The sequence below is a fragment of the Pantoea sp. B_9 genome (genome assembly GCF_008632015.1).
GTDB classification, from domain to species: Bacteria; Pseudomonadota; Gammaproteobacteria; order Enterobacterales; family Enterobacteriaceae; genus Pantoea; species Pantoea dispersa.
This window is the reverse complement of record NZ_VWVL01000008.1, coordinates 163,000-180,555: the sequence shown is the minus strand read 5'-3', so window position 1 is coordinate 180,555 and position 17,556 is coordinate 163,000. Positions and strand designations below refer to the sequence as shown.

The following is a 17,556-nucleotide window of genomic DNA, read 5'->3' as shown; positions in this document are numbered from 1 at the left end:
CAAAATATGCATAAAAAATCATGCGATGGCAAACGGAAGTTACGTATTGAGGAAATTCGCCAGCAGCTGATGCCCCTGCTCGCTGAGAATGCTCTCCGGATGGAACTGCACGCCCTCGAGCGGCAGCGTACGATGGCGGAAGCCCATGATCTCATCGGCAACGCCGTCGCGCAGGCTCCAGGCGGTGACTTCAAACTCCGGCGGCAGCGTGTCGCGCGCCACAATCAGCGAGTGATAGCGCGTCACGGTCAGCGGATTATTCAGGTTGCGGAACACACCCTGGCCGGTGTGCTGCACCGCAGAGGTTTTGCCGTGCATCACCTGGCGCGCGCGCACCACCTGTGCGCCGTAGGCCTGGGCGATGGCCTGATGGCCCAGGCATACCCCGAGAACCGGCAACCGTCCGGCAAAGTGGCGAATGGCTTCGAGCGAAACGCCGGACTGATCCGGCGTACAGGGGCCCGGCGAGATCACCAGATGACTCAGCGGCAGCGCTGTCATCTCTTCCAGCGTCATCGCATCGTTGCGCACCACGCGCACCTGCGCGCCCAGTTCACAGAAGTACTGGTAGAGATTCCAGGTAAAGGAGTCGTAGTTATCAATTAGCAGCAGCATACATTACAGATGAATTGAGTGGGTGCTGTCGGTAGGCGACAAGCAAGAAAGGTCGCAAAAAAGCAATGTTACCACCTTCGACCTCAATCCCCGCTAGCTGTCAAAAAAGAATCTGATTACTCTCGCACCAGGTGCTAGATCTAACGGAGCTGTGATGACAATACACATGCAAAAAATAAAAAGCCCAGCCCTGGAGGCAATTCACAGTGCAGCAACAGGCCTGTTTGAAGCCGGAGCCCTGAATAAACAGAGCATGCGGGATTTTGACCAACGCTGTCTGGAAGAGGTTAAAGCGCTGGAGGCCGGAGATATCAAAGCGCTGCGCGAAAACCTTAACGTGAGTCAGCCCGTTTTTGCCCGCTACCTCAACACCAGCGTTTCCACGGTGCAGAAATGGGAGAGCGGAGTAAAACGCCCGGGCGGCATTTCACTCAAATTGCTCCACATCGTGCAAAAACACGGGCTGGAAATATTACTTTAGCGGTGAGGCCGGACTCACCACTTTCGCAAACTGCGCGTTGAGCGGCGCGAGATCGCCGCCGACGCCGGCGATGATAGCCTGGTGCCAGCTTTCAGGCTCCAGCGTATCCCAGTTCAGCAGATAGCCCGCGTGCAGCGCCAGCTGTTCGAAAAAGATGCGCTGTGCCCGCCCGTTACCGGCACGGAACGGATGCAGGACGTAGATTTCACAGTAGTAATGCGCGATGCGTGCCACGAAGGTCTGCGGGTCGAGGTCGCACAGTCCCTCTTCCTCCTCCAGTGCGCTCATCAGCGCATTGCCCTCGTTCTCGATGTACTCACAGTGGCAATAGGGCGTGTCGTCGCGCCAGATGTCGATGGTACGCAGTTCACCGGCCCAGCTGTAGATATCCTGAAACAGCGTGCGGTGAATGTGGCGCAGGTGCGGCAGGCCAGGCGTGGCCGGTCCGAGCGCCAGCGTGGCCAGCCGCGCCGCGCTGAATGCCAGCTCGGCTTTACGCAATTGCGCCACGTCGTGAATTTCCAGCAGGTTTTTCAGCACGTCATCGTTGTGCCACAAATAGGGATCGCGCACCGCCAGGCTGTTATCCGCCATATTGCCTCCTCAGCGATGCCAGACGATCGTCCGCCTGGGCGCTCTCGACGGCAGGTTCATTCAGCGTGTAACCGGCCAGTTTGCAGCTGGCCTGATAATTGGCCGCACGGGTTTGCTGCCACAACGTGATTTTCTGTTTTTCGGTGAGTTTGCTGCTCATAGCGCCTCCGGCAAGCAGGATGTGCCCTAAGTATAAGAGCAAATTTCAGCTTTGCCGGAGCGCGGCAGACGGCGCCACCCAGAGGTGGCGCGCAGAGGGATTACGGCAGGACTTTCGCGGAAGTGATAACAATCGGTTTTGACGGCACATTCTGGTATGGCCCGACATCTTTGGTCGGCACCTGGGCGATCTTGTCGATCACATCCATGCCTTTCACTACTTTACCAAACACCGCATAGCCGAAGTCGCGCTGGCCATGGTCAAGAAAAGCGTTGTCCGCCACGTTCAGGAAGAACTGGCTGGTCGCACTGTCTTTCTCAGCGGTACGCGCCATGGAAATGGTGCCACGCAGGTTGCGCAGGCCGTTATCCGCTTCGTTTTTGATCGGCGCGTTGGTCTGCTTCTGCTGCATATCCGCCGTGAAGCCGCCGCCCTGAATCATGAAACCCGGGATCACACGATGGAAAATGGTGTTGTTGTAGAAGCCGTTATTCACGTAATCCACAAAGTTTTTTACTGAAACCGGGGCTTTCTGATTATCCAGTTCAAGTTCGATATTGCCCGCAGAGGTGGTGAGCAGCACGTGCGTATCCCCTTTCGCCGCCAGAGCCGAAGCAGATACAGAAGAGAGCGCTAACAGGGCAACCGCCGCTGTCAAAGTACGTTTAAGCATGAAAGATTCCTTACCTTGGAGAGCAAGCTCAAAAACGAGATTGATTGTAAAGAGCATGTAATACAAGAGCCAGCGTTTTACCTATATTTACGCTGATGTTGCTATCGTCATACTTTTCCCGTCGCGCAATCATTTGCGTGACGAAAATCACACTATTAATGAAATATTTCTCGCACGTTTCACTGCTTGTTTATTACGATCACAGATCCATTTACAATTCATGACACTTTTTGCCACGTCGGCGCATCACAGGTTCAGAACATGACAAACCGTAATCGCATTGGCCTTACCTGGATCAGCTTTTTCTCCTATGCGCTCACCGGCGCACTGGTGATCGTTACCGGTATGGTGCTGGATAATATTGCCCAGTATTTCCAGCTGCCCATCTCCGAGATGAGCAACACCTTCACTTTCCTTAACGCCGGTATTCTGGCGGCGGTGTTCCTGAACGCCTGGCTGATGGTGATTGTGCCACTCAAGCGCCAGTTGATCTTTGGCTTTGTGCTGATGATCCTCGCCGTGGCCGGGCTGATGACCAGCCATAACCTCACGGTGTTCTCGCTGTGCATGTTCGTGCTCGGCGTGGTCAGCGGTATCACCATGTCGATCGGCACCTTCCTGATTACCCATCTGTACGATGGTCGCCAGCGCGGTTCCCGTCTGCTGTTTACCGACTCGTTCTTTAGCATGGCCGGCACCATCTTCCCGATTATCGCGGGCATTCTGCTGGCGCGCGCGCTGCCGTGGTACTGGGTTTACGCCTGCATTGGCGTGATCTATGTGGCGATCTTCATCCTGACGCTGATGGTCGAGTTCCCGGTACTGAAGAGCGAAGCCGCGGTGCAGGGCGGCGAAAAAGAGAAGTGGGGCATCGGCGTGCTGTTCCTGTCGATCGCGGCACTGTGCTACATCCTCGGCCAGCTCGGCTTCATCTCCTGGGTACCGGAATACGCCACCAAATCAATGGGCATGGATATCGCCGCCGCCGGTCAGCTGGTCGGTAACTTCTGGACCGCCTATATGGTCGGCATGTGGGCGTTCAGCTTCCTGCTGCGCTTCTTCGACCTGCAACGCATTCTGGTGGTGCTGGCGCTGCTGGCCACCGGCCTGATGTTCTGGTTCGTGAAAACCACCGATGCCAGCATGCTGCACTGGATCATTATGTCGCTTGGCTTCTTCTCCAGCGCCATTTACACCACCATCATCACGCTGGGCTCGCTGCAGACCAAAGCGTCATCGCCGAAGCTGGTGAACTTCATCCTCACCTGCGGCACCGTCGGCACCATGCTGACCTTCGTGGTCACCGGCCCGATCGTGGCGAAAGGCGGTGCGCACGCGGCGCTGTCCACCGCGAACGCGCTGTACGCGGTGGTGTTCGTGATGTGTGTGCTGCTCGGCTTTGTCACTAAACATCGCCAGCACGCTCACCAGACTGCCTGATCCCCGAGCGGCGCGAAGCCTCGCGCCGCTATTCCCCTTCCCGCTCCCTTAACGCCGGAACGTCACCGCTTCGGTAGCGCCGAGATAAATTTCACTGCTTGCCGGCTGTGTGGCCGCCACCAGCACGCCCTTACGCAGCGAATAGCGCACCGGCACCTGACGGCGCAGCGCATCGAACCCGTTATCAGCAGGCAAAATAATCAGGCTGGCCGCGTTGCCCACCTGCACGCCATAATCCGCCAGCTGCATAGTTTTCGCACTGTTGTGCGTGATGAGTTGCAGACCGCTGTCGATCTGCTCATAGCCCATCAGCTGACAAACGTGCAGCCCCATGTGCAGCACCTGCAGCATGCTGGCGGTACCGAGCGGATACCAGGGATCGAACACATCATCATGGCCGAAGCAGACGTTGATACCCGCCTCCAGCAACTCTTTCACCCGCGTCACGCCGCGCCGTTTCGGGTAGCTGTCAAAGCGTCCCTGCAGATGAATATTCACCAGCGGATTGGCGACAAAGTTAATCTGCGACAGCTTCAGCAGGCGGAACAGCCGCGAGGTATACGCGTTATTGTACGAATGCATCGCCGTGGTGTGGCTGGCGGTGACGCGCGCGCCCATGCCCTCGCGGTGCGCCAGCGCCGCCACGGTTTCGACAAAGCGTGACTGCTCATCATCAATCTCGTCACAGTGCACGTCCACCAGCCGGTCATAGCGCTGCGCCAGCGCAAACGCCTTGTGCAGCGATTCGACGCCATATTCGCGGGTAAATTCATAATGCGGGATCGCGCCCACCACGTCGGCACCGAGGCGCAGCGCCTCTTCCAGCAGCGCTTCGCCGTTGGGATAAGAAAGAATGCCTTCCTGCGGAAAGGCCACGATCTGGATATCGATCCACGGCGCCATCTCCGCTTTCACCTCCAGCATCGCGGTTAAGGCGGTCAGCGTGGGATCGGACACATCCACGTGGGTGCGCACGTGCTGAATGCCGTTGGCAATTTGCCACTTCAGCGTCTGCCGCGCGCGCTGCTTCACATCCTCATGGCTAAGCAGCGCCTTGCGTTCAGCCCAGCGCTCAATGCCTTCAAACAGCGTGCCGGACTGATTCCACGCCGGTTCGCCAGCGGTTTGCGTAGTGTCGAGATGAATATGCGGCTCGATAAACGGCGCACTCGCCAGGCCACCGGCGGCATCCAGCGCATCCGGCTGGGCGGCCGCGTGCGGCGGCTGCGGAATGATGGCGCTGATGTTGCCGTGGCGAATTTCGATCTGCCATAAACCCGGTTGGCCTGCCAGGCGCAGGTTGTTTATCCACTTAAACGCTTGCTGGGTCATATCCTTCTCCGCTGAAAACGCAACATCTTAAGCTAGCACGAAAAACGGCCGCGCCGCTGGCAACTTTTCTGCCGCCATTGGGTAATTTTCAGCCAAATAAAAGACTTAGATAAAAACGCGCAAAATCAGCAACATACCTCTAAATGGGTATATAAAGCCGCAGTTGATGTACGTCAATAAGCGCCAGAAACAGCGCGCTAAGGTAGGCGCAGATCCCGCAAATTTTGAGGCAAGCATGAGCAAGCACAGTGTCGTTATTATTGGCAACGGCATGGTTGGCCACCGCTTTATCGAAGAACTGATCGACAAAGCCGCCCCTGAGCAGTTCGCGATAACCGTTTTCTGTGAAGAGCCCCGCGTCGCCTATGACCGCGTCCATCTCTCCGCCTATTTTTCCCACCACACCGCCGAAGAACTCTCACTGGTGCGCGAAGGCTACTACGAAAAGCATCAGGTCAATCTGCTGCTTGGCGAGCGCGCCATTACCCTCAACCGTGAGGAAAAGCTGATTCACTCCAACACCGGTCGTGCGGTGCATTACGACACGCTAATTCTGGCCACCGGTTCTTATCCGTGGATCCCGCCGATCGCCGGCGCGGAGGGCAGCGACTGCTTTGTCTATCGCACCATCGAAGATCTCAACGCGATAGAAGCCTGCGCGCGCCGCAGCAAACGCGGTGCGGTGATTGGCGGCGGTCTGCTCGGACTGGAAGCGGCGGGCGCGCTGAAAAATCTCGGCATTGAAACGCACGTGGTTGAGTTTGCACCGGTGCTGATGGCGGAACAGCTGGATACACAGGGCGGCGAACAGCTGCGGCGTAAGATCGAACAGATGGGCGTGCAGGTCCATACCGGCAAAAATACCCGGCAGATTGTGCATCACGCTAAAGGCGGTAAAACGCTGGCGTTCGCCGATGGCAGCGCGCTCGACGTCGACTTTATCGTGTTCTCCACCGGCATTCGCCCGCAGGATAAGCTGGCGCAACAGTGCGGCCTGGCGCTCGGCCAGCGCGGTGGCGTTGCCATCAACGATCGCTGCCAGACCAGCGATGCGGCGATCTACGCGATTGGGGAATGCGCCGCCTGGCAGGATCGGATTTACGGTCTGGTGGCGCCGGGCTACAAAATGGCGCAGGTCGCCAGCGATGCGCTGGTCGGGCGTGACAGCGTCTTTGCCGGAGCCGATATGAGCGCCAAACTCAAGCTGCTGGGCGTGGATGTCGGCGGCATTGGCGATGCACATGGCCGCACGCCGGGCGCGCGCAGTTACATCTGGCTCGATGAACAGCAGCACGTGTATAAGCGCCTGATCGTCAGCGAAGACAACAAAACTCTGCTCGGCGCGGTGCTGGTGGGCGACACCAGCGACTACGGCAATCTGCTGCAGCTGGCGCTCAATCACATCGCCTTACCGGAAAACCCGGCGCTGCTGATTCTGCCGGCGGGCAGCGGCGAAAAACCGGCGCTGGGCGTCGATTCGCTGCCGGACAGCGCGCAGATCTGCTCCTGCTTTGACGTCAGCAAAGGCGATATCGTTAACGCGGTGCAGGCGGGTTGCCACACCGTGGCGGCGCTGAAAGCCGAAACCCGCGCTGGTACCGGCTGCGGCGGCTGTATCCCGTTGATTACGCAGGTGCTGAACGCTGAGCTGAGCCGTCAGGGCATCGAAGTCAATCATCACCTGTGCGAGCATTTCGCCTATTCGCGCCAGGAGCTGTATCACCTGATCCGCGTGGAGGAGATCAAGTCGTATGACGCGCTGCTGGCGAAGTATGGCCAGGGTTACGGCTGTGAAGTGTGTAAACCGACCGTCGGATCGCTGCTGGCCTCCTGCTGGAACGAATACATCCTCAAGCCGCAGCATACGCCGCTACAGGACAGCAACGATCTCTATCTCGGCAACATCCAGAAAGATGGCACCTACTCGGTGATTCCGCGCACCGCCGGCGGTGAAATCACGCCGCAGGGGCTGATGACGCTGGGCGAAGTGGCGCGGCAGTACAACCTTTACACCAAAATCACCGGCTCACAGCGCATCGGCCTGTTTGGGGCGCAGCGCGACGACCTGCCGGCCATCTGGTCACAGCTGATTGCCGCCGGCTTTGAAACCGGACAGGCTTACGCCAAAGCGCTGCGCATGGCGAAAACCTGCGTCGGCAGCAGCTGGTGCCGCTATGGCGTTGGCGACAGTCTCGGCTTCGGCATTGAGCTGGAAAACCGCTACAAAGGCATCCGCACGCCGCACAAGATGAAGTTTGGCGTCTCTGGCTGTACCCGTGAATGCGCCGAAGCGCAGGGCAAAGATGTCGGCGTCATCGCCACCGAAAAAGGCTGGAACCTGTACGTGTGCGGCAACGGCGGCATGAAACCGCGCCACGCCGATCTGCTGGCGGCTGACCTCGACCGCGACACGCTGCTGCAGTATCTCGACCGCTTCATGATGTTTTACATCCGCACCGGCGACCGCCTGCAGCGCACTTCGCTGTGGCTGGAGAGCATGGACGGCGGCATCGACTATCTGCGCAGCGTGATTATCGACGATCGGCTCGGCCTTAACGCGCAGCTGGAGCAGGAGCTGACGCGTCTGCGCGCTGACGTCCGCTGTGAATGGACCGCCACGGTTAACGACCCGCAGCAGCAGGCGCACTTCGCCACGTTTATTAACAGCCCGCAGCGCGACCCGCTGGTGCAGCACGTCAGTGAACGCGAGCAACATCGCCCGGGGCGTCCGGCGGAGCGCATCGCGATTACCCTGATCGAGGAGGCTGACGCATGAGCCAGTGGTACACCGTGTGTGAACTCACACAAATCCTGCCCGCTACCGGCGTGTGCGCGCTGGTTAACGGCCAGCAGATCGCCATCTTTCGCCCGCGCGACGATGCGCAGCTGTACGCTCTGAGCAACATCGACCCGTTTGCTGAAGCCAGCGTGTTGTCGCGCGGCCTGATCGCCGAACACCAGCACACGCTGTGGGTCGCCAGCCCACTGAAAAAACAGCGTTTTCGCCTGAGTGATGGCGTTTGTCTGGAAGATGAAAGCCGCTCGGTGGCGAGCTATGCGGTGCGCGTCAGCAACGGCCAGGTCGAAGTCTGCGCCTGACAGAATTCCTTCACTTTATGAGACGTCACTATGTTTTCTGATACCCTGAACACCTGCGCCGCCAATGCGGCGCGCATTGTACGCACCGCGCAGCACAGCCCGCTGGCCTTCTGGATTGGATCGGCGATGGCCGGCGCTTACGTTGGCCTGGCGATCATCCTGATCTTTACCCTCGGCAACCTGGCGGACCCGGCGTATCGTCCACTGCTGATGGGTGCCACCTTCGGTATTGCCCTGACGCTGGTGATCATCGCCGGTTCCGAGCTGTTTACCGGTCATACCATGTTCCTCACCGTGGGCGTCAAAGCCGGCACCATCAGCCACGGTCAGATGTGGTGTGTGCTGCCGCAAACCTGGCTGGGTAACCTGATCGGCTCGGTGTTTGTCGCCCTGCTCTACTACTACGCCGCTGGTGCGCTGCTGCCGAACGCCGGTTCGCTGATCCACAGCGTAGCGCTGGCGAAAACCACGCAGACGGCGATGGCGCTGTTCTTTAAAGGCGCGCTGTGCAACTGGCTGGTGTGTCTGGCGATCTGGATGGCGGTGCGCAGCGAAGGTGCCGCGAAGTTCATCGCTATCTGGTGGTGCCTGCTGGCGTTTATCGCCTCCGGCTACGAGCACTCCATCGCCAATATGACGGTGTTTGCGCTGTCGTGGTTTGGCCAGCACAGCGCCGACCTGACGCTGAGCGGCATCGGCCACAACCTGCTTTGGGTGACGCTCGGCAATATGTTCTCCGGCATGGTGCTGATGGGCCTCGGCTACTGGTATGCCACGCCGCAGGCGCAGCGCCCGCAGACGCAGGCTCAGGCTTCGCCGCTGAAATCGGTATAATCCCTTCCACAGCCCGCACCGTGCGGGCTTTTTTCAGGATTCGTTATGGATTACTTTCCGCTGTTTTGTCGGCTGCAAGGCAGGCGTTGTTTACTGGTTGGCGCAGGCGACGTGGCTGAACGCAAAGCGCGTTTGCTGCTGGAGGCCGGCGCAGAGCTGTACGTCGGCGCGCGGGATTTTTCCCCGGCATTTCAGCTGTGGGCTCAACAGGGAAAAGTGACGTTACTGCACGGCGCATTTACCGATGACTGGTTGGATGAATGCTGGCTGGCGATTGCGGCCACCAACGATGATGCCGTCAATCAGCAGGTGGCTGACGCCGCCGAACAGCGCCGCCTCTTCTGTAACCTGGTGGATGCGCCGCAGCAGGCCAGCGCCATTATGCCGTCGATCGTCGACCGCTCGCCGCTGATGATCGCCGTTTCTTCCGGTGGCCGCGCGCCGGTGCTGGCGCGTCTGCTGCGCGAGAAGCTGGAGGCAATGCTGCCCCAGCATCTCGGCGAACTGGCTGCGCTGGCGGGCTCACTGCGCGAGCGCGTGAAGCAGCATTTTAGCGCCATGGCGCCACGCCGCGCCTTCTGGGAGCGCTTCTTTACCAGCGATCGGCTGGCTCAAACGCTGGCCAACGGCGATCGGGCACGCGCTGCCGCACAGGTCGATGCCTTGTTTGCGGCGCCGCTGACGCAGCAGGGCGAAGTGGTGCTGGTCGGCGCCGGGCCGGGCGATGCCGGTCTGCTGACGCTGAAAGGGTTGCAGGCTATCCAGCAGGCTGATGTGGTGGTGTATGACCGGCTGGTGTCGGAGCCGATTCTTAATCTGGTGCGGCGCGATGCCGAGCGCCTCTTCGTGGGTAAGCAGGCGGGCCATCACTGCGTGCCGCAGGAACAAATCAACCAGCTGCTGCTGGAGCAGGCGCAGCGCGGCAAGCGTGTGGTGCGCCTCAAAGGCGGCGATCCCTTTATTTTTGGCCGCGGCGGCGAAGAGCTGGAGGTGCTGGCGCAGCATAACATCCCGTTCAGCGTGGTGCCGGGCATCACCGCCGCCTCCGGCTGTGCCGCCTACAGCGGTATTCCCCTCACCCACCGCGACCATGCCCAGAGCGTGCGCTTCGTCACCGGCCATCTGCAGCAGCACGGCGAAATGGAGTGGAGCAAACTGGCGGCGGAACAGCAGACGCTGGTGTTTTATATGGGCCTCAGCCAGGCGGCCGACATTCAGCAGCAACTGTTACGGCACGGGATGGACGCAGCGATGCCGGTGGCTATCGTGCAGCACGGTACCACGCCGCAGCAGCGTGTCGCCTGCGCCACGCTGCAGGAGCTGGCGACGCTGGCACAGCAGTTTGCCAGTCCGGCGCTGATCATTGTGGGCCGCGTGGTCAGCCTGCGCACGCAGCTGCGCTGGTTCTGATGCGGTAAAATACTGTACAGCGCTGCGCTTTGCCGCCAGACTGAGCAGCCAAATCAATCACAAGGAGTTTCCATGCGCATTATTTCTCTGGCCGCGGCGCTGCTGATGCCGCTGAGCGTGGCGGTGAGTGCCGCCCCGGTGACGTGGTCAACGGTCACGGGCGAATGGCAGGTGGTTGCCGTGACGCCGAAAAAGGAGAACGGCCAGATTTACATCAAAAACGATCCGCAGTTTATGGGCGCGCGCGTGGCGTTTAAACCCAATGCGATTAGCTGGACGCGCGGTACTGCCGAACGCGGCATCAATCCGGCGACCGACAATTGCCAGGGCAAACCGCGCCTGAGTGCCGCCAGCGGGGCCGGACAGGATCGTGATTTCAGCTTTCGCTATGGCTTCAACGTGCACTGTGGCAATCAGGCGTGGGGACCGGCACCGGGCGCGGTACTGAGCGTGCTGGCCGACGGCAATGCGCGGCTATTCTGGGATGGCGCAGAGCTGACGCTGCATCGGGTGAAATAAAGCCTGCGGGGCGCGTTGTGCTGCGCCCCGGCAAACCGGCTTATGGCTGCGCCACGAAGCCTACGGCGTCATACACTTTCTTCAGCGTTTCCTGGGCATGCGCACGGGCTTTCGCTGCGCCATCGCGCATCACCTGGTTGAGGAACGCTTCGTCATTGCGGAAACGATGATAACGCTCCTGCAGCTCAGTCAGCATCTCAGACACAGCATCTGCCACCGCGCCTTTCAGGTGACCATACATTTTGCCTTCGAACTCCTGCTCCAGCTGCGCAATCGACTTACCGGTCACGCCTGACAGGATATCCAGCAGGTTAGACACGCCCGCTTTCTCTTTGATGTCGTAACGCACCACCGGCGGCTCTTCCGAGTCGGTCACTGCACGCTTAATCTTCTTCACCACCGATTTGGTGTCTTCCAGCAGACCAATCACGTTGTTGCGGTTGTCATCGGATTTCGACATCTTCTTCGTCGGCTCCAGTAGTGACATCACGCGCGCGCCGGACTTCGGAATAAACGGTTCAGGAATTTTAAACACGTCGCCATACAGCGCATTGAAGCGCGCGGCGATATCGCGGCTCAGCTCAAGGTGCTGCTTCTGGTCTTCGCCGACCGGCACCTGGTTAGTCTGATACAGCAGAATATCGGCCGCCATCAGCACCGGATAATCGAACAGGCCGGCGTTGATGTTCTCTTCGTAACGTGCCGATTTGTCCTTGAACTGCGTCATGCGGCTCAGCTCGCCGAAGTAGGCGTAGCAGTTCAGCACCCAGCTCAGCTGGGCGTGCTCCGGTACGTGCGACTGCACGAAGATGGTGCTTTTTTCCGGATCGATACCGCAGGCAAGGTACAGCGCCAGCGTATCCAGCGTGGCTTTGCGCAGCGCGGCCGGGTCCTGACGAACGGTGATGGCGTGCAGATCGACGATGCAGTAAATGCAGTGGAAATCATCCTGCATCTGCACCCACTGACGCAGCGCACCCATGTAGTTGCCAATGGTCAGTTCACCGGAAGGCTGGGCGCCGCTGAAAACGATGGGTTTGCTCATGTTATGTCCTGATAATCACAGCCCGAGAACGGGCAAAAGTTCGCTAAAAGTATCGAGTGTTAAATCGGGCTGGCTGGTGGCAATCGGCTCACCGTAGTTGTAGCCGAAGGTCATCGCAACGTTTGGCACGCCCGCCGCCTGGGCAGCGAGAATATCATTGCGCGAATCACCGACAAACAGCAATTGTCCTGGAAGCACGCCGAAACGGCCGAGAACGAGGAAAATCGCCGCCGGATGTGGTTTTTTCACCACCACATCGTCGCCGCCGATGATCAGAGAAAAGTAGTCGGCAATGCCGAGCGACTGCAGCAGCGGAGCAACAAACGGTGTGGGTTTGTTGGTGACGATGGCCAGCGGCAGACCGCTGGCATGCAGCGCAGCCAGCGTCTCCTGCACCTGTGGAAACAGCGTACTGCCGGCTTCCACCGTTGCGGCGTAATGCTTGTCGAACAGCGCACGCGCGTCGCGCTGCTCGTCGGCCTGCGGCTCACGGCCCAGCGCCCAGCTGAGCGCCCGCGCCATCATGATGTCCGCACCGTTGCCAATCCAGGTTGAGACGCGCTCAACGCCCGCGGGCGGCAGCTGCAAATCGGCCAGCGCCAGATCGATCGCCTGTGCCAGGCCTGGCGCGCTGTGCACCAGCGTGCCATCGAGATCGAACGCCAGCGCGCGGATATCAGTGAAATGAGCCATTAACTTTCTCCAGTTCGCTGCGCATCTCATCGATCACCTTCTTGTAATCCGGATGACCGAAGATCGCCGAGCCGGCAACAAACATATCGGCACCGGCCGCCGCGATCTGACCGATGTTATCGATCTTCACGCCGCCATCCACTTCCAGACGGATTTGATAACCGCTCTGGTCAATGCGACGACGCGCTTCGCGCAGTTTATCCAGCGTGCCCGGAATAAAGGACTGGCCGCCGAAACCTGGGTTGACCGACATCAGCAGAATGATGTCGAGCTTATCCATCACGTAATCGAGATAGCTGAGCGGCGTTGCCGGATTGAACACCAGACCGGCTTTACAGCCGTGCTCTTTGATCAGCTGCAGCGTACGGTCAACGTGCTCGCTGGCTTCGGGATGGAAAGTAATGAAGCTGGCACCCGCTTTGGCGAATTCCGGGATCAGCGCATCGACCGGTTTGACCATCAGATGCACATCGATGGGCGCGGTGATGCCGTAATCGCGCAGCGCTTTCAGCACCATTGGCCCCATGGTCAGATTGGGAACATAGTGGTTATCCATCACATCGAAATGCACCACGTCGCCACCGGCTTCCAGCGCTTTAGCGGTATCTTCGCCCAGGCGGGCAAAATCAGCGGCAAGGATTGATGGGGCCAGTAAAAATTGTTTCATCCGAATCTCCCAATTTTGTGCGCCAGCCGGAGCTGGCGTGATGCGTTGGTCGCGGACGAAACAGGCTAGCGGAAAAGCGCCAGCAGTTCGTCAACCTGAGTGCGACCACTTATGCTTCGGCTGATGGAACGCCGGGCTTTAACTACGTGTAAATCCGCATGCTGATACCACTCGCGCGTCAGCAGGGTATCGTGGTTTGAAATCAGTACCGGGATGCGGCTCTCCTGCGCCAGCTTACTGGCCAGTTCCGCCAGATGCTGCTGCTCGCGCAGGCTAAAGCTGTTGGTGTGGTAAGCGGTAAAATTAGCCGTCGCCGACAGCGGCGCGTACGGCGGATCGCAATAAACCACTGAGCCTGCAGGGGCGTTGCCCAGAGTAACATCGTACGATTCACAGACAAAGGTGGCTTTTTGCGCGCGCTCGGCGAACCATAACAGTTCGGCTTCCGGGAAGTACGGCTTACGATAGCGACCAAAGGGCACATTAAATTCACCGCGCAGATTGTAACGGCACAGGCCGTTGTAACCGTGGCGGTTAAGATAAAGAAACAGCACGGCGCGCTGATAGGTATCCGTGCTGGCGTTGAACGCCGTACGCTGGGCGTAATAGGTTTCCGCCGTATTGCCGCTGGCGCTGAACAGCTGGCGCGCGTCTTCAATAAACGAGGCGGTGCGCGTTTTGACGATATTGTAGAGATTGATCAGATCACCGTTGATGTCCGCCAGGTGATAACGGTCATAATCGGTGTTGAGGAATACGGAACCGGCGCCGACAAAAGGTTCGATTAAACAATCACCTTGTGGCAGATGACGACGGATATCGTCAAGCAGCGGGTATTTCCCTCCGGCCCATTTCAGGAAAGCGCGATTTTTCTTCATGCTGTCGTGGCTATTACATCTTAATTATTGGCTGTGGCGAAACCGACAGCAGATCTGCGCTTAGAACGGGGCCGCAGCAGCGCGGCCCCACATCACTTACTGGCTCTCTTTCTTCACCTGGCTGAGCGGTTTAACCCACGGGTTCGCCGCACGCACTTCCGCCGGCAGTGAAGCTACTGCACGTTTGGCTTCGGCCGGTGTGGCATAAGCGCCGCTCACCAGCACGTACCACGGCTGGCCGTTACGCGTGGTTTTATACACGTGATAACCGCTCAGATTCTGTTTCTTCGCCCAGGCGTTCAGGCTCGCTTCTTTCGACGCCCCGCTCAGCTGCAGCGTGTAGTTGCCGCCCGATGGCAGCGACTTGCTGGCACCGCCACTGCTGGCCGGTGCGCTGTTGTGCGCGGTGGTGGTGTGCGTTTTGTTCTCTTTTACTGCGGCCGGTTTGCTGGCAGCCGGGGTTTTGTGGCTGCTGCCGCTGCTGGCACCGAGGCTGCGTGGTGGCGTCTCAGCGCGTACCGCCGGCGGCGTGACCGCTTTGCCGGCGCTGCCGCTGACCGTTGCCGGTGCGGTAGGCAGCGAACTGTTGCCCTGTGCGCCCTGCGCCGCGGCATCAACGGAACCCTGCTGATTATTCAGCGCGGTATTGAGATCGCCCGGCAGCGTTACGCGCTGCTGGTTGGCCGGTGTGTCAACCGGTTCTGCCTGAGTGGGCGTGGAGGAGACAGACGGCATGGAGATTGACTGACCGTCACTGCCGGCGGGTGCGGCGTTACCGGCGGTATTCTGCGGCGCACTGCCCTCAGCCGACGGCGTGGCATTCTGCTGGCCGCTCATGGCGGTTGAACCTGACAGGTCGATATTCTTTTCACTGCCGCCGCCAGCCGGTGCCGCGCTACCAGTGCTGGCGCTGTTGCTGGCCGGTTTTTTCTCGTCCGGGCCGGTCAGCGCGGAGCCAATGCCCAGCACCAGAATCAGCAGCACCAGAATGCCGATACCCATCATCATATGCTGACGGGAAACCGGTACTTTCGCTTTCGGCGCAGAAGACGATTTGCGAGGCCGCGTGGGACGGCGGTCACTGGCGTCAGGTTTTAACTCGTCTTCCGGTTTGAACTCATCCATTTAGCCTCCTCCGTAAAACGGCACGCTTCCCACGTGCCGCATCACTGCTCACTGTTCCCCCGCCGGACGGCAGCCCGACGTAGTCCGGGGATAATCAAGATACTTTGCAATCGTTAATCGCAGCCAGCACCATATCATGCGCCACGCCGCCGCGCACTTCGGAGCGGCCAATAGCGAGAGGCAGCACCAGACGCAGCTCGCCGCCGAGCACTTTTTTATCGCGCATCATGTGCGGCAGATAAGCTTCTGCCGTCATGCTGGCCGGGCCGTTAACCGGCAGGCCAGCACGCTGCAGCAGCGCAATAATGCGGTCAGTGTCGGCAGCGCTGAACTGACCCAGACGCTCAGCAGTGCGCGCCGCCATCACCATGCCCGCCGCAACCGCTTCACCGTGCAACCAGTTGCCGTAACCCATATGCGCTTCAATCGCATGGCCAAAAGTATGACCGAGATTGAGCAGCGCACGCAGGCCGGTTTCACGCTCGTCGGCCGCCACCACGTCGGCTTTCAGCTCGCAGCAGCGGCGAATGCAGTAAGCCATGGCGGTGTTATCCAGCGCCAGCAGCGCATCAAGATTCTGCTCCAGCCACTGGAAAAATTCACCGTCGAGAATGATGCCGTATTTGATCACTTCCGCCAGACCGGAGGCCAGCTCGCGCGGCGGCAGCGTGGTGAGGCAGTCGGTATCGACCACCACCGAAGCCGGCTGGTAGAAAGCACCGATCATGTTTTTACCGAGGGGATGGTTCACCGCGGTTTTGCCCCCGACCGAGGAGTCAACCTGCGACAGTAAGGTGGTCGGCACCTGAATAAAGCGTACGCCGCGCTGGTAGCTGGCGGCAGCAAAACCGGTCAGATCGCCAATCACGCCACCGCCCAGCGCAATCAGCGTGGTGTCACGGCCGTGCGGCTTCTGCAGTAGCGCGGTGAAAACCTCGTCCATCACCGCCAGCGTTTTGTACTGCTCACCGTCGGGCAGAATCACCTGATCCACTTTCACCCCGGCGTTGCTCAGCAGCGTCGCGAGTTTGTCCAGATAGATCGGTGCCAGCGTCTGATTCGTCACCAGCATGGCATTGTCGCCGGCTTTCAGCGGCCAAAAAGAAGCCGGATCGTTAAACAGTCCGGCAGCGATGGTGATGGGGTAACTGCGATCCCCCAGTGAGACAGTGATCTTCTCCATGATGACCGATACCTATTGCTGAGCCCTCAGGGTGCTGGATTAATTTTTTTCCAGCATGTTGATGATCTGATTGGCGACAACTTTTGCACTTTGATCGTCAGTGCGAATGGTGACGTCAGCGATCTCTTCATAAAGCGGATTACGTTCGCCAGCCAGCGCTTCCAGTACTTCGCGCGGCGGTTCGTCAACCTGCAGCAGCGGACGCTTTTTATCACGCTGAGTGCGGGCAAGTTGCTTTTCGATGGTGGTTTCGAGGTAGACGACCACACCGCGGGCGGAGAGACGATTACGGGTTTCACGGGATTTGACGGAGCCGCCACCGGTCGCCAGGACAATGCCCTGTTTCTCGGTCAGCTCGTTGATGATTTTCTCTTCACGATCGCGAAAACCGGCTTCGCCTTCCACATCAAATACCCAGCCTACATCCGCTCCGGTACGTCGCTCAATTTCCTGATCGGAATCGAAAAATTCCATATTGAGTTGCTGAGCTAACTGACGACCAATAGTGCTTTTGCCGGCACCCATCGGCCCAACCAGAAAGATATTGCGTTTCTCTGCCATTTTGTCGGTATTACTAAGAATTCGTTGATGATACCCCGCGTTCAGCACATTGCTGGCGGGACAGGAACTGAGACCTCATGAGCGTTAGCAAGAGTCAGACGGAAAATTATCTCAACACTCATGGCCGTTTGGCAACCGAATAAATTGCCCCCGGCGACCTTCAAACAGGACCGGTCTGTGGTTCGCGAGACGGTAACGCTCTTCCTTTTTTGCCATCCTTGTGCGCGCTACAGGTGCGCTGGCTGGG

General features: G+C 59.1%; 19 protein-coding genes. 7 read left to right on the top strand and 12 right to left on the bottom strand.

All coding sequences use genetic code 11. From position 1 onward, the window contains the following. Nucleotides 1–39: 39 nt before the first annotated feature. Nucleotides 40–615 (bottom strand): aminodeoxychorismate synthase component II, encoded by a 576-nt coding sequence (locus F3I21_RS20500; protein WP_150059661.1) that lies wholly within the window; start codon nucleotides 613–615, stop codon nucleotides 40–42. A 154-nt stretch (nucleotides 616–769) separates the two neighbouring features. Between F3I21_RS20500 and F3I21_RS20495 the strand changes: the two genes are divergently transcribed. Beyond that, nucleotides 770–1,096, top strand: a complete 327-nt coding sequence (locus tag F3I21_RS20495) for a DNA-binding transcriptional regulator (RefSeq protein ID WP_058759294.1) — start codon at nucleotides 770–772, stop codon at nucleotides 1,094–1,096. Here the strand turns inward: F3I21_RS20495 and F3I21_RS20490 are convergent. From F3I21_RS20490 to ppiA, 3 genes are all read right to left on the bottom strand, one after another. Continuing rightward, nucleotides 1,088–1,690 (bottom strand): putative adenosine monophosphate-protein transferase Fic, encoded by a 603-nt coding sequence (locus F3I21_RS20490; protein WP_150059660.1) that lies wholly within the window; start codon nucleotides 1,688–1,690, stop codon nucleotides 1,088–1,090. The two genes, F3I21_RS20495 and F3I21_RS20490, sit on opposite strands and share 9 nt — an antisense overlap. Next, a complete protein-coding gene (locus F3I21_RS20485; RefSeq protein WP_021507436.1) occupies nucleotides 1,680–1,850 on the bottom strand; it encodes a YhfG family protein in 171 nt (56 codons plus the stop codon). Before F3I21_RS20485 ends, F3I21_RS20490 begins: the two co-directional genes overlap by 11 nt. A 100-nt stretch (nucleotides 1,851–1,950) precedes the next feature. Next, nucleotides 1,951–2,523: a peptidylprolyl isomerase A gene (ppiA, locus tag F3I21_RS20480; RefSeq protein WP_021507435.1), complete on the bottom strand. Its 573-nt coding sequence runs from the start codon at nucleotides 2,521–2,523 to the stop codon at nucleotides 1,951–1,953. Nucleotides 2,524–2,784: 261 nt separating this feature from the next. Between ppiA and tsgA the strand changes: the two genes are divergently transcribed. Further along, nucleotides 2,785–3,963 (top strand): MFS transporter TsgA, encoded by a 1,179-nt coding sequence (tsgA, locus tag F3I21_RS20475; protein ID WP_021507434.1) that lies wholly within the window; start codon nucleotides 2,785–2,787, stop codon nucleotides 3,961–3,963. A 48-nt stretch (nucleotides 3,964–4,011) separates the two neighbouring features. Here the strand turns inward: tsgA and F3I21_RS20470 are convergent, their stop codons facing one another. Continuing rightward, on the bottom strand, nucleotides 4,012–5,295 hold the full coding sequence (locus F3I21_RS20470) for a cytosine deaminase (RefSeq protein ID WP_058759296.1): 1,284 nt from the start codon (nucleotides 5,293–5,295) through the stop codon (nucleotides 4,012–4,014). Between the two features lie 235 nt (nucleotides 5,296–5,530). Here F3I21_RS20470 and nirB point away from each other — a divergent pair, with 235 nt between their 5' ends. The 5 genes from nirB (at nucleotide 5,531) to F3I21_RS20445 (ending at nucleotide 11,157) form a co-directional block, all read left to right on the top strand. Further along, complete coding sequence (gene nirB, locus F3I21_RS20465) at nucleotides 5,531–8,071, top strand: nitrite reductase large subunit NirB (protein ID WP_150059659.1); 2,541 nt, start codon at nucleotides 5,531–5,533, stop codon at nucleotides 8,069–8,071. Continuing rightward, nucleotides 8,068–8,394: a nitrite reductase small subunit NirD gene (gene nirD, locus F3I21_RS20460; protein WP_021507431.1), complete on the top strand. Its 327-nt coding sequence runs from the start codon at nucleotides 8,068–8,070 to the stop codon at nucleotides 8,392–8,394. Before nirB ends, nirD begins: the two co-directional genes overlap by 4 nt. Nucleotides 8,395–8,424: 30 nt before the next feature. After that, complete coding sequence (gene nirC / locus F3I21_RS20455; RefSeq protein WP_058780172.1) at nucleotides 8,425–9,228, top strand: nitrite transporter NirC; 804 nt, start codon at nucleotides 8,425–8,427, stop codon at nucleotides 9,226–9,228. Between the two features lie 45 nt (nucleotides 9,229–9,273). After that, the gene (gene cysG / locus F3I21_RS20450) at nucleotides 9,274–10,638 is read left to right on the top strand and encodes a siroheme synthase CysG (protein WP_150059658.1); all 1,365 of its coding nucleotides are present in this window, start codon (nucleotides 9,274–9,276) and stop codon (nucleotides 10,636–10,638) included. A gap of 72 nt (nucleotides 10,639–10,710) precedes the next feature. Further along, a complete protein-coding gene (locus tag F3I21_RS20445; RefSeq protein WP_058759299.1) occupies nucleotides 10,711–11,157 on the top strand; it encodes a hypothetical protein in 447 nt (148 codons plus the stop codon). Nucleotides 11,158–11,197: 40 nt separating this feature from the next. Here the strand turns inward: F3I21_RS20445 and trpS are convergent, their stop codons facing one another. The 7 genes from trpS to aroK form a co-directional block, all read right to left on the bottom strand. Continuing rightward, nucleotides 11,198–12,202: a tryptophan--tRNA ligase gene (gene trpS / locus F3I21_RS20440; protein WP_058770971.1), complete on the bottom strand. Its 1,005-nt coding sequence runs from the start codon at nucleotides 12,200–12,202 to the stop codon at nucleotides 11,198–11,200. Between the two features lie 15 nt (nucleotides 12,203–12,217). Continuing rightward, nucleotides 12,218–12,895, bottom strand: a complete 678-nt coding sequence (locus F3I21_RS20435; protein ID WP_021507426.1) for a phosphoglycolate phosphatase — start codon at nucleotides 12,893–12,895, stop codon at nucleotides 12,218–12,220. Further along, a complete protein-coding gene (gene rpe / locus F3I21_RS20430; protein WP_021507425.1) occupies nucleotides 12,879–13,562 on the bottom strand; it encodes a ribulose-phosphate 3-epimerase in 684 nt (227 codons plus the stop codon). The genes F3I21_RS20435 and rpe overlap by 17 nt, the downstream gene beginning before the upstream one ends. A 65-nt stretch (nucleotides 13,563–13,627) precedes the next feature. Then, entirely contained in the window at nucleotides 13,628–14,440 is an 813-nt protein-coding gene (dam, locus tag F3I21_RS20425; protein ID WP_021507424.1) for an adenine-specific DNA-methyltransferase, read from the bottom strand. 96 nt (nucleotides 14,441–14,536) lie between these two features. Next, entirely contained in the window at nucleotides 14,537–15,565 is a 1,029-nt protein-coding gene (locus F3I21_RS20420; protein ID WP_150059657.1) for an SPOR domain-containing protein, read from the bottom strand. Between the two features lie 94 nt (nucleotides 15,566–15,659). Next, nucleotides 15,660–16,748, bottom strand: coding sequence for a 3-dehydroquinate synthase (gene aroB, locus F3I21_RS20415; RefSeq protein ID WP_058780177.1), 1,089 nt, complete (start codon nucleotides 16,746–16,748; stop codon nucleotides 15,660–15,662). 39 nt (nucleotides 16,749–16,787) lie between these two features. Next, nucleotides 16,788–17,309, bottom strand: a complete 522-nt coding sequence (gene aroK, locus F3I21_RS20410) for a shikimate kinase AroK (protein ID WP_010617392.1) — start codon at nucleotides 17,307–17,309, stop codon at nucleotides 16,788–16,790. Nucleotides 17,310–17,556: the final 247 nt, after the last annotated feature.

What these genes read in the sequence shown, in the direction of transcription:
- dam (WP_021507424.1), bottom strand. Translation starts at nt 14,440, where the DNA reads ATGAAGAAAAATCGCGCTTTCCTGAAATGGGCCGGAGGGAAATACCCG.
- tsgA (WP_021507434.1), top strand. Translation starts at nt 2,785, where the DNA reads ATGACAAACCGTAATCGCATTGGCCTTACCTGGATCAGCTTTTTCTCC.
- aroB (WP_058780177.1), bottom strand. Translation starts at nt 16,748, where the DNA reads ATGGAGAAGATCACTGTCTCACTGGGGGATCGCAGTTACCCCATCACC.
- F3I21_RS20420 (WP_150059657.1), bottom strand. Translation starts at nt 15,565, where the DNA reads ATGGATGAGTTCAAACCGGAAGACGAGTTAAAACCTGACGCCAGTGAC.
- F3I21_RS20490 (WP_150059660.1), bottom strand. Translation starts at nt 1,690, where the DNA reads ATGGCGGATAACAGCCTGGCGGTGCGCGATCCCTATTTGTGGCACAAC.
- F3I21_RS20500 (WP_150059661.1), bottom strand. Translation starts at nt 615, where the DNA reads ATGCTGCTGCTAATTGATAACTACGACTCCTTTACCTGGAATCTCTAC.
- nirB (WP_150059659.1), top strand. Translation starts at nt 5,531, where the DNA reads ATGAGCAAGCACAGTGTCGTTATTATTGGCAACGGCATGGTTGGCCAC.
- F3I21_RS20435 (WP_021507426.1), bottom strand. Translation starts at nt 12,895, where the DNA reads ATGGCTCATTTCACTGATATCCGCGCGCTGGCGTTCGATCTCGATGGC.
- nirD (WP_021507431.1), top strand. Translation starts at nt 8,068, where the DNA reads ATGAGCCAGTGGTACACCGTGTGTGAACTCACACAAATCCTGCCCGCT.
- aroK (WP_010617392.1), bottom strand. Translation starts at nt 17,309, where the DNA reads ATGGCAGAGAAACGCAATATCTTTCTGGTTGGGCCGATGGGTGCCGGC.
- F3I21_RS20485 (WP_021507436.1), bottom strand. Translation starts at nt 1,850, where the DNA reads ATGAGCAGCAAACTCACCGAAAAACAGAAAATCACGTTGTGGCAGCAA.
- trpS (WP_058770971.1), bottom strand. Translation starts at nt 12,202, where the DNA reads ATGAGCAAACCCATCGTTTTCAGCGGCGCCCAGCCTTCCGGTGAACTG.
- cysG (WP_150059658.1), top strand. Translation starts at nt 9,274, where the DNA reads ATGGATTACTTTCCGCTGTTTTGTCGGCTGCAAGGCAGGCGTTGTTTA.
- nirC (WP_058780172.1), top strand. Translation starts at nt 8,425, where the DNA reads ATGTTTTCTGATACCCTGAACACCTGCGCCGCCAATGCGGCGCGCATT.
- rpe (WP_021507425.1), bottom strand. Translation starts at nt 13,562, where the DNA reads ATGAAACAATTTTTACTGGCCCCATCAATCCTTGCCGCTGATTTTGCC.
- F3I21_RS20445 (WP_058759299.1), top strand. Translation starts at nt 10,711, where the DNA reads ATGCGCATTATTTCTCTGGCCGCGGCGCTGCTGATGCCGCTGAGCGTG.
- ppiA (WP_021507435.1), bottom strand. Translation starts at nt 2,523, where the DNA reads ATGCTTAAACGTACTTTGACAGCGGCGGTTGCCCTGTTAGCGCTCTCT.
- F3I21_RS20470 (WP_058759296.1), bottom strand. Translation starts at nt 5,295, where the DNA reads ATGACCCAGCAAGCGTTTAAGTGGATAAACAACCTGCGCCTGGCAGGC.
- F3I21_RS20495 (WP_058759294.1), top strand. Translation starts at nt 770, where the DNA reads ATGACAATACACATGCAAAAAATAAAAAGCCCAGCCCTGGAGGCAATT.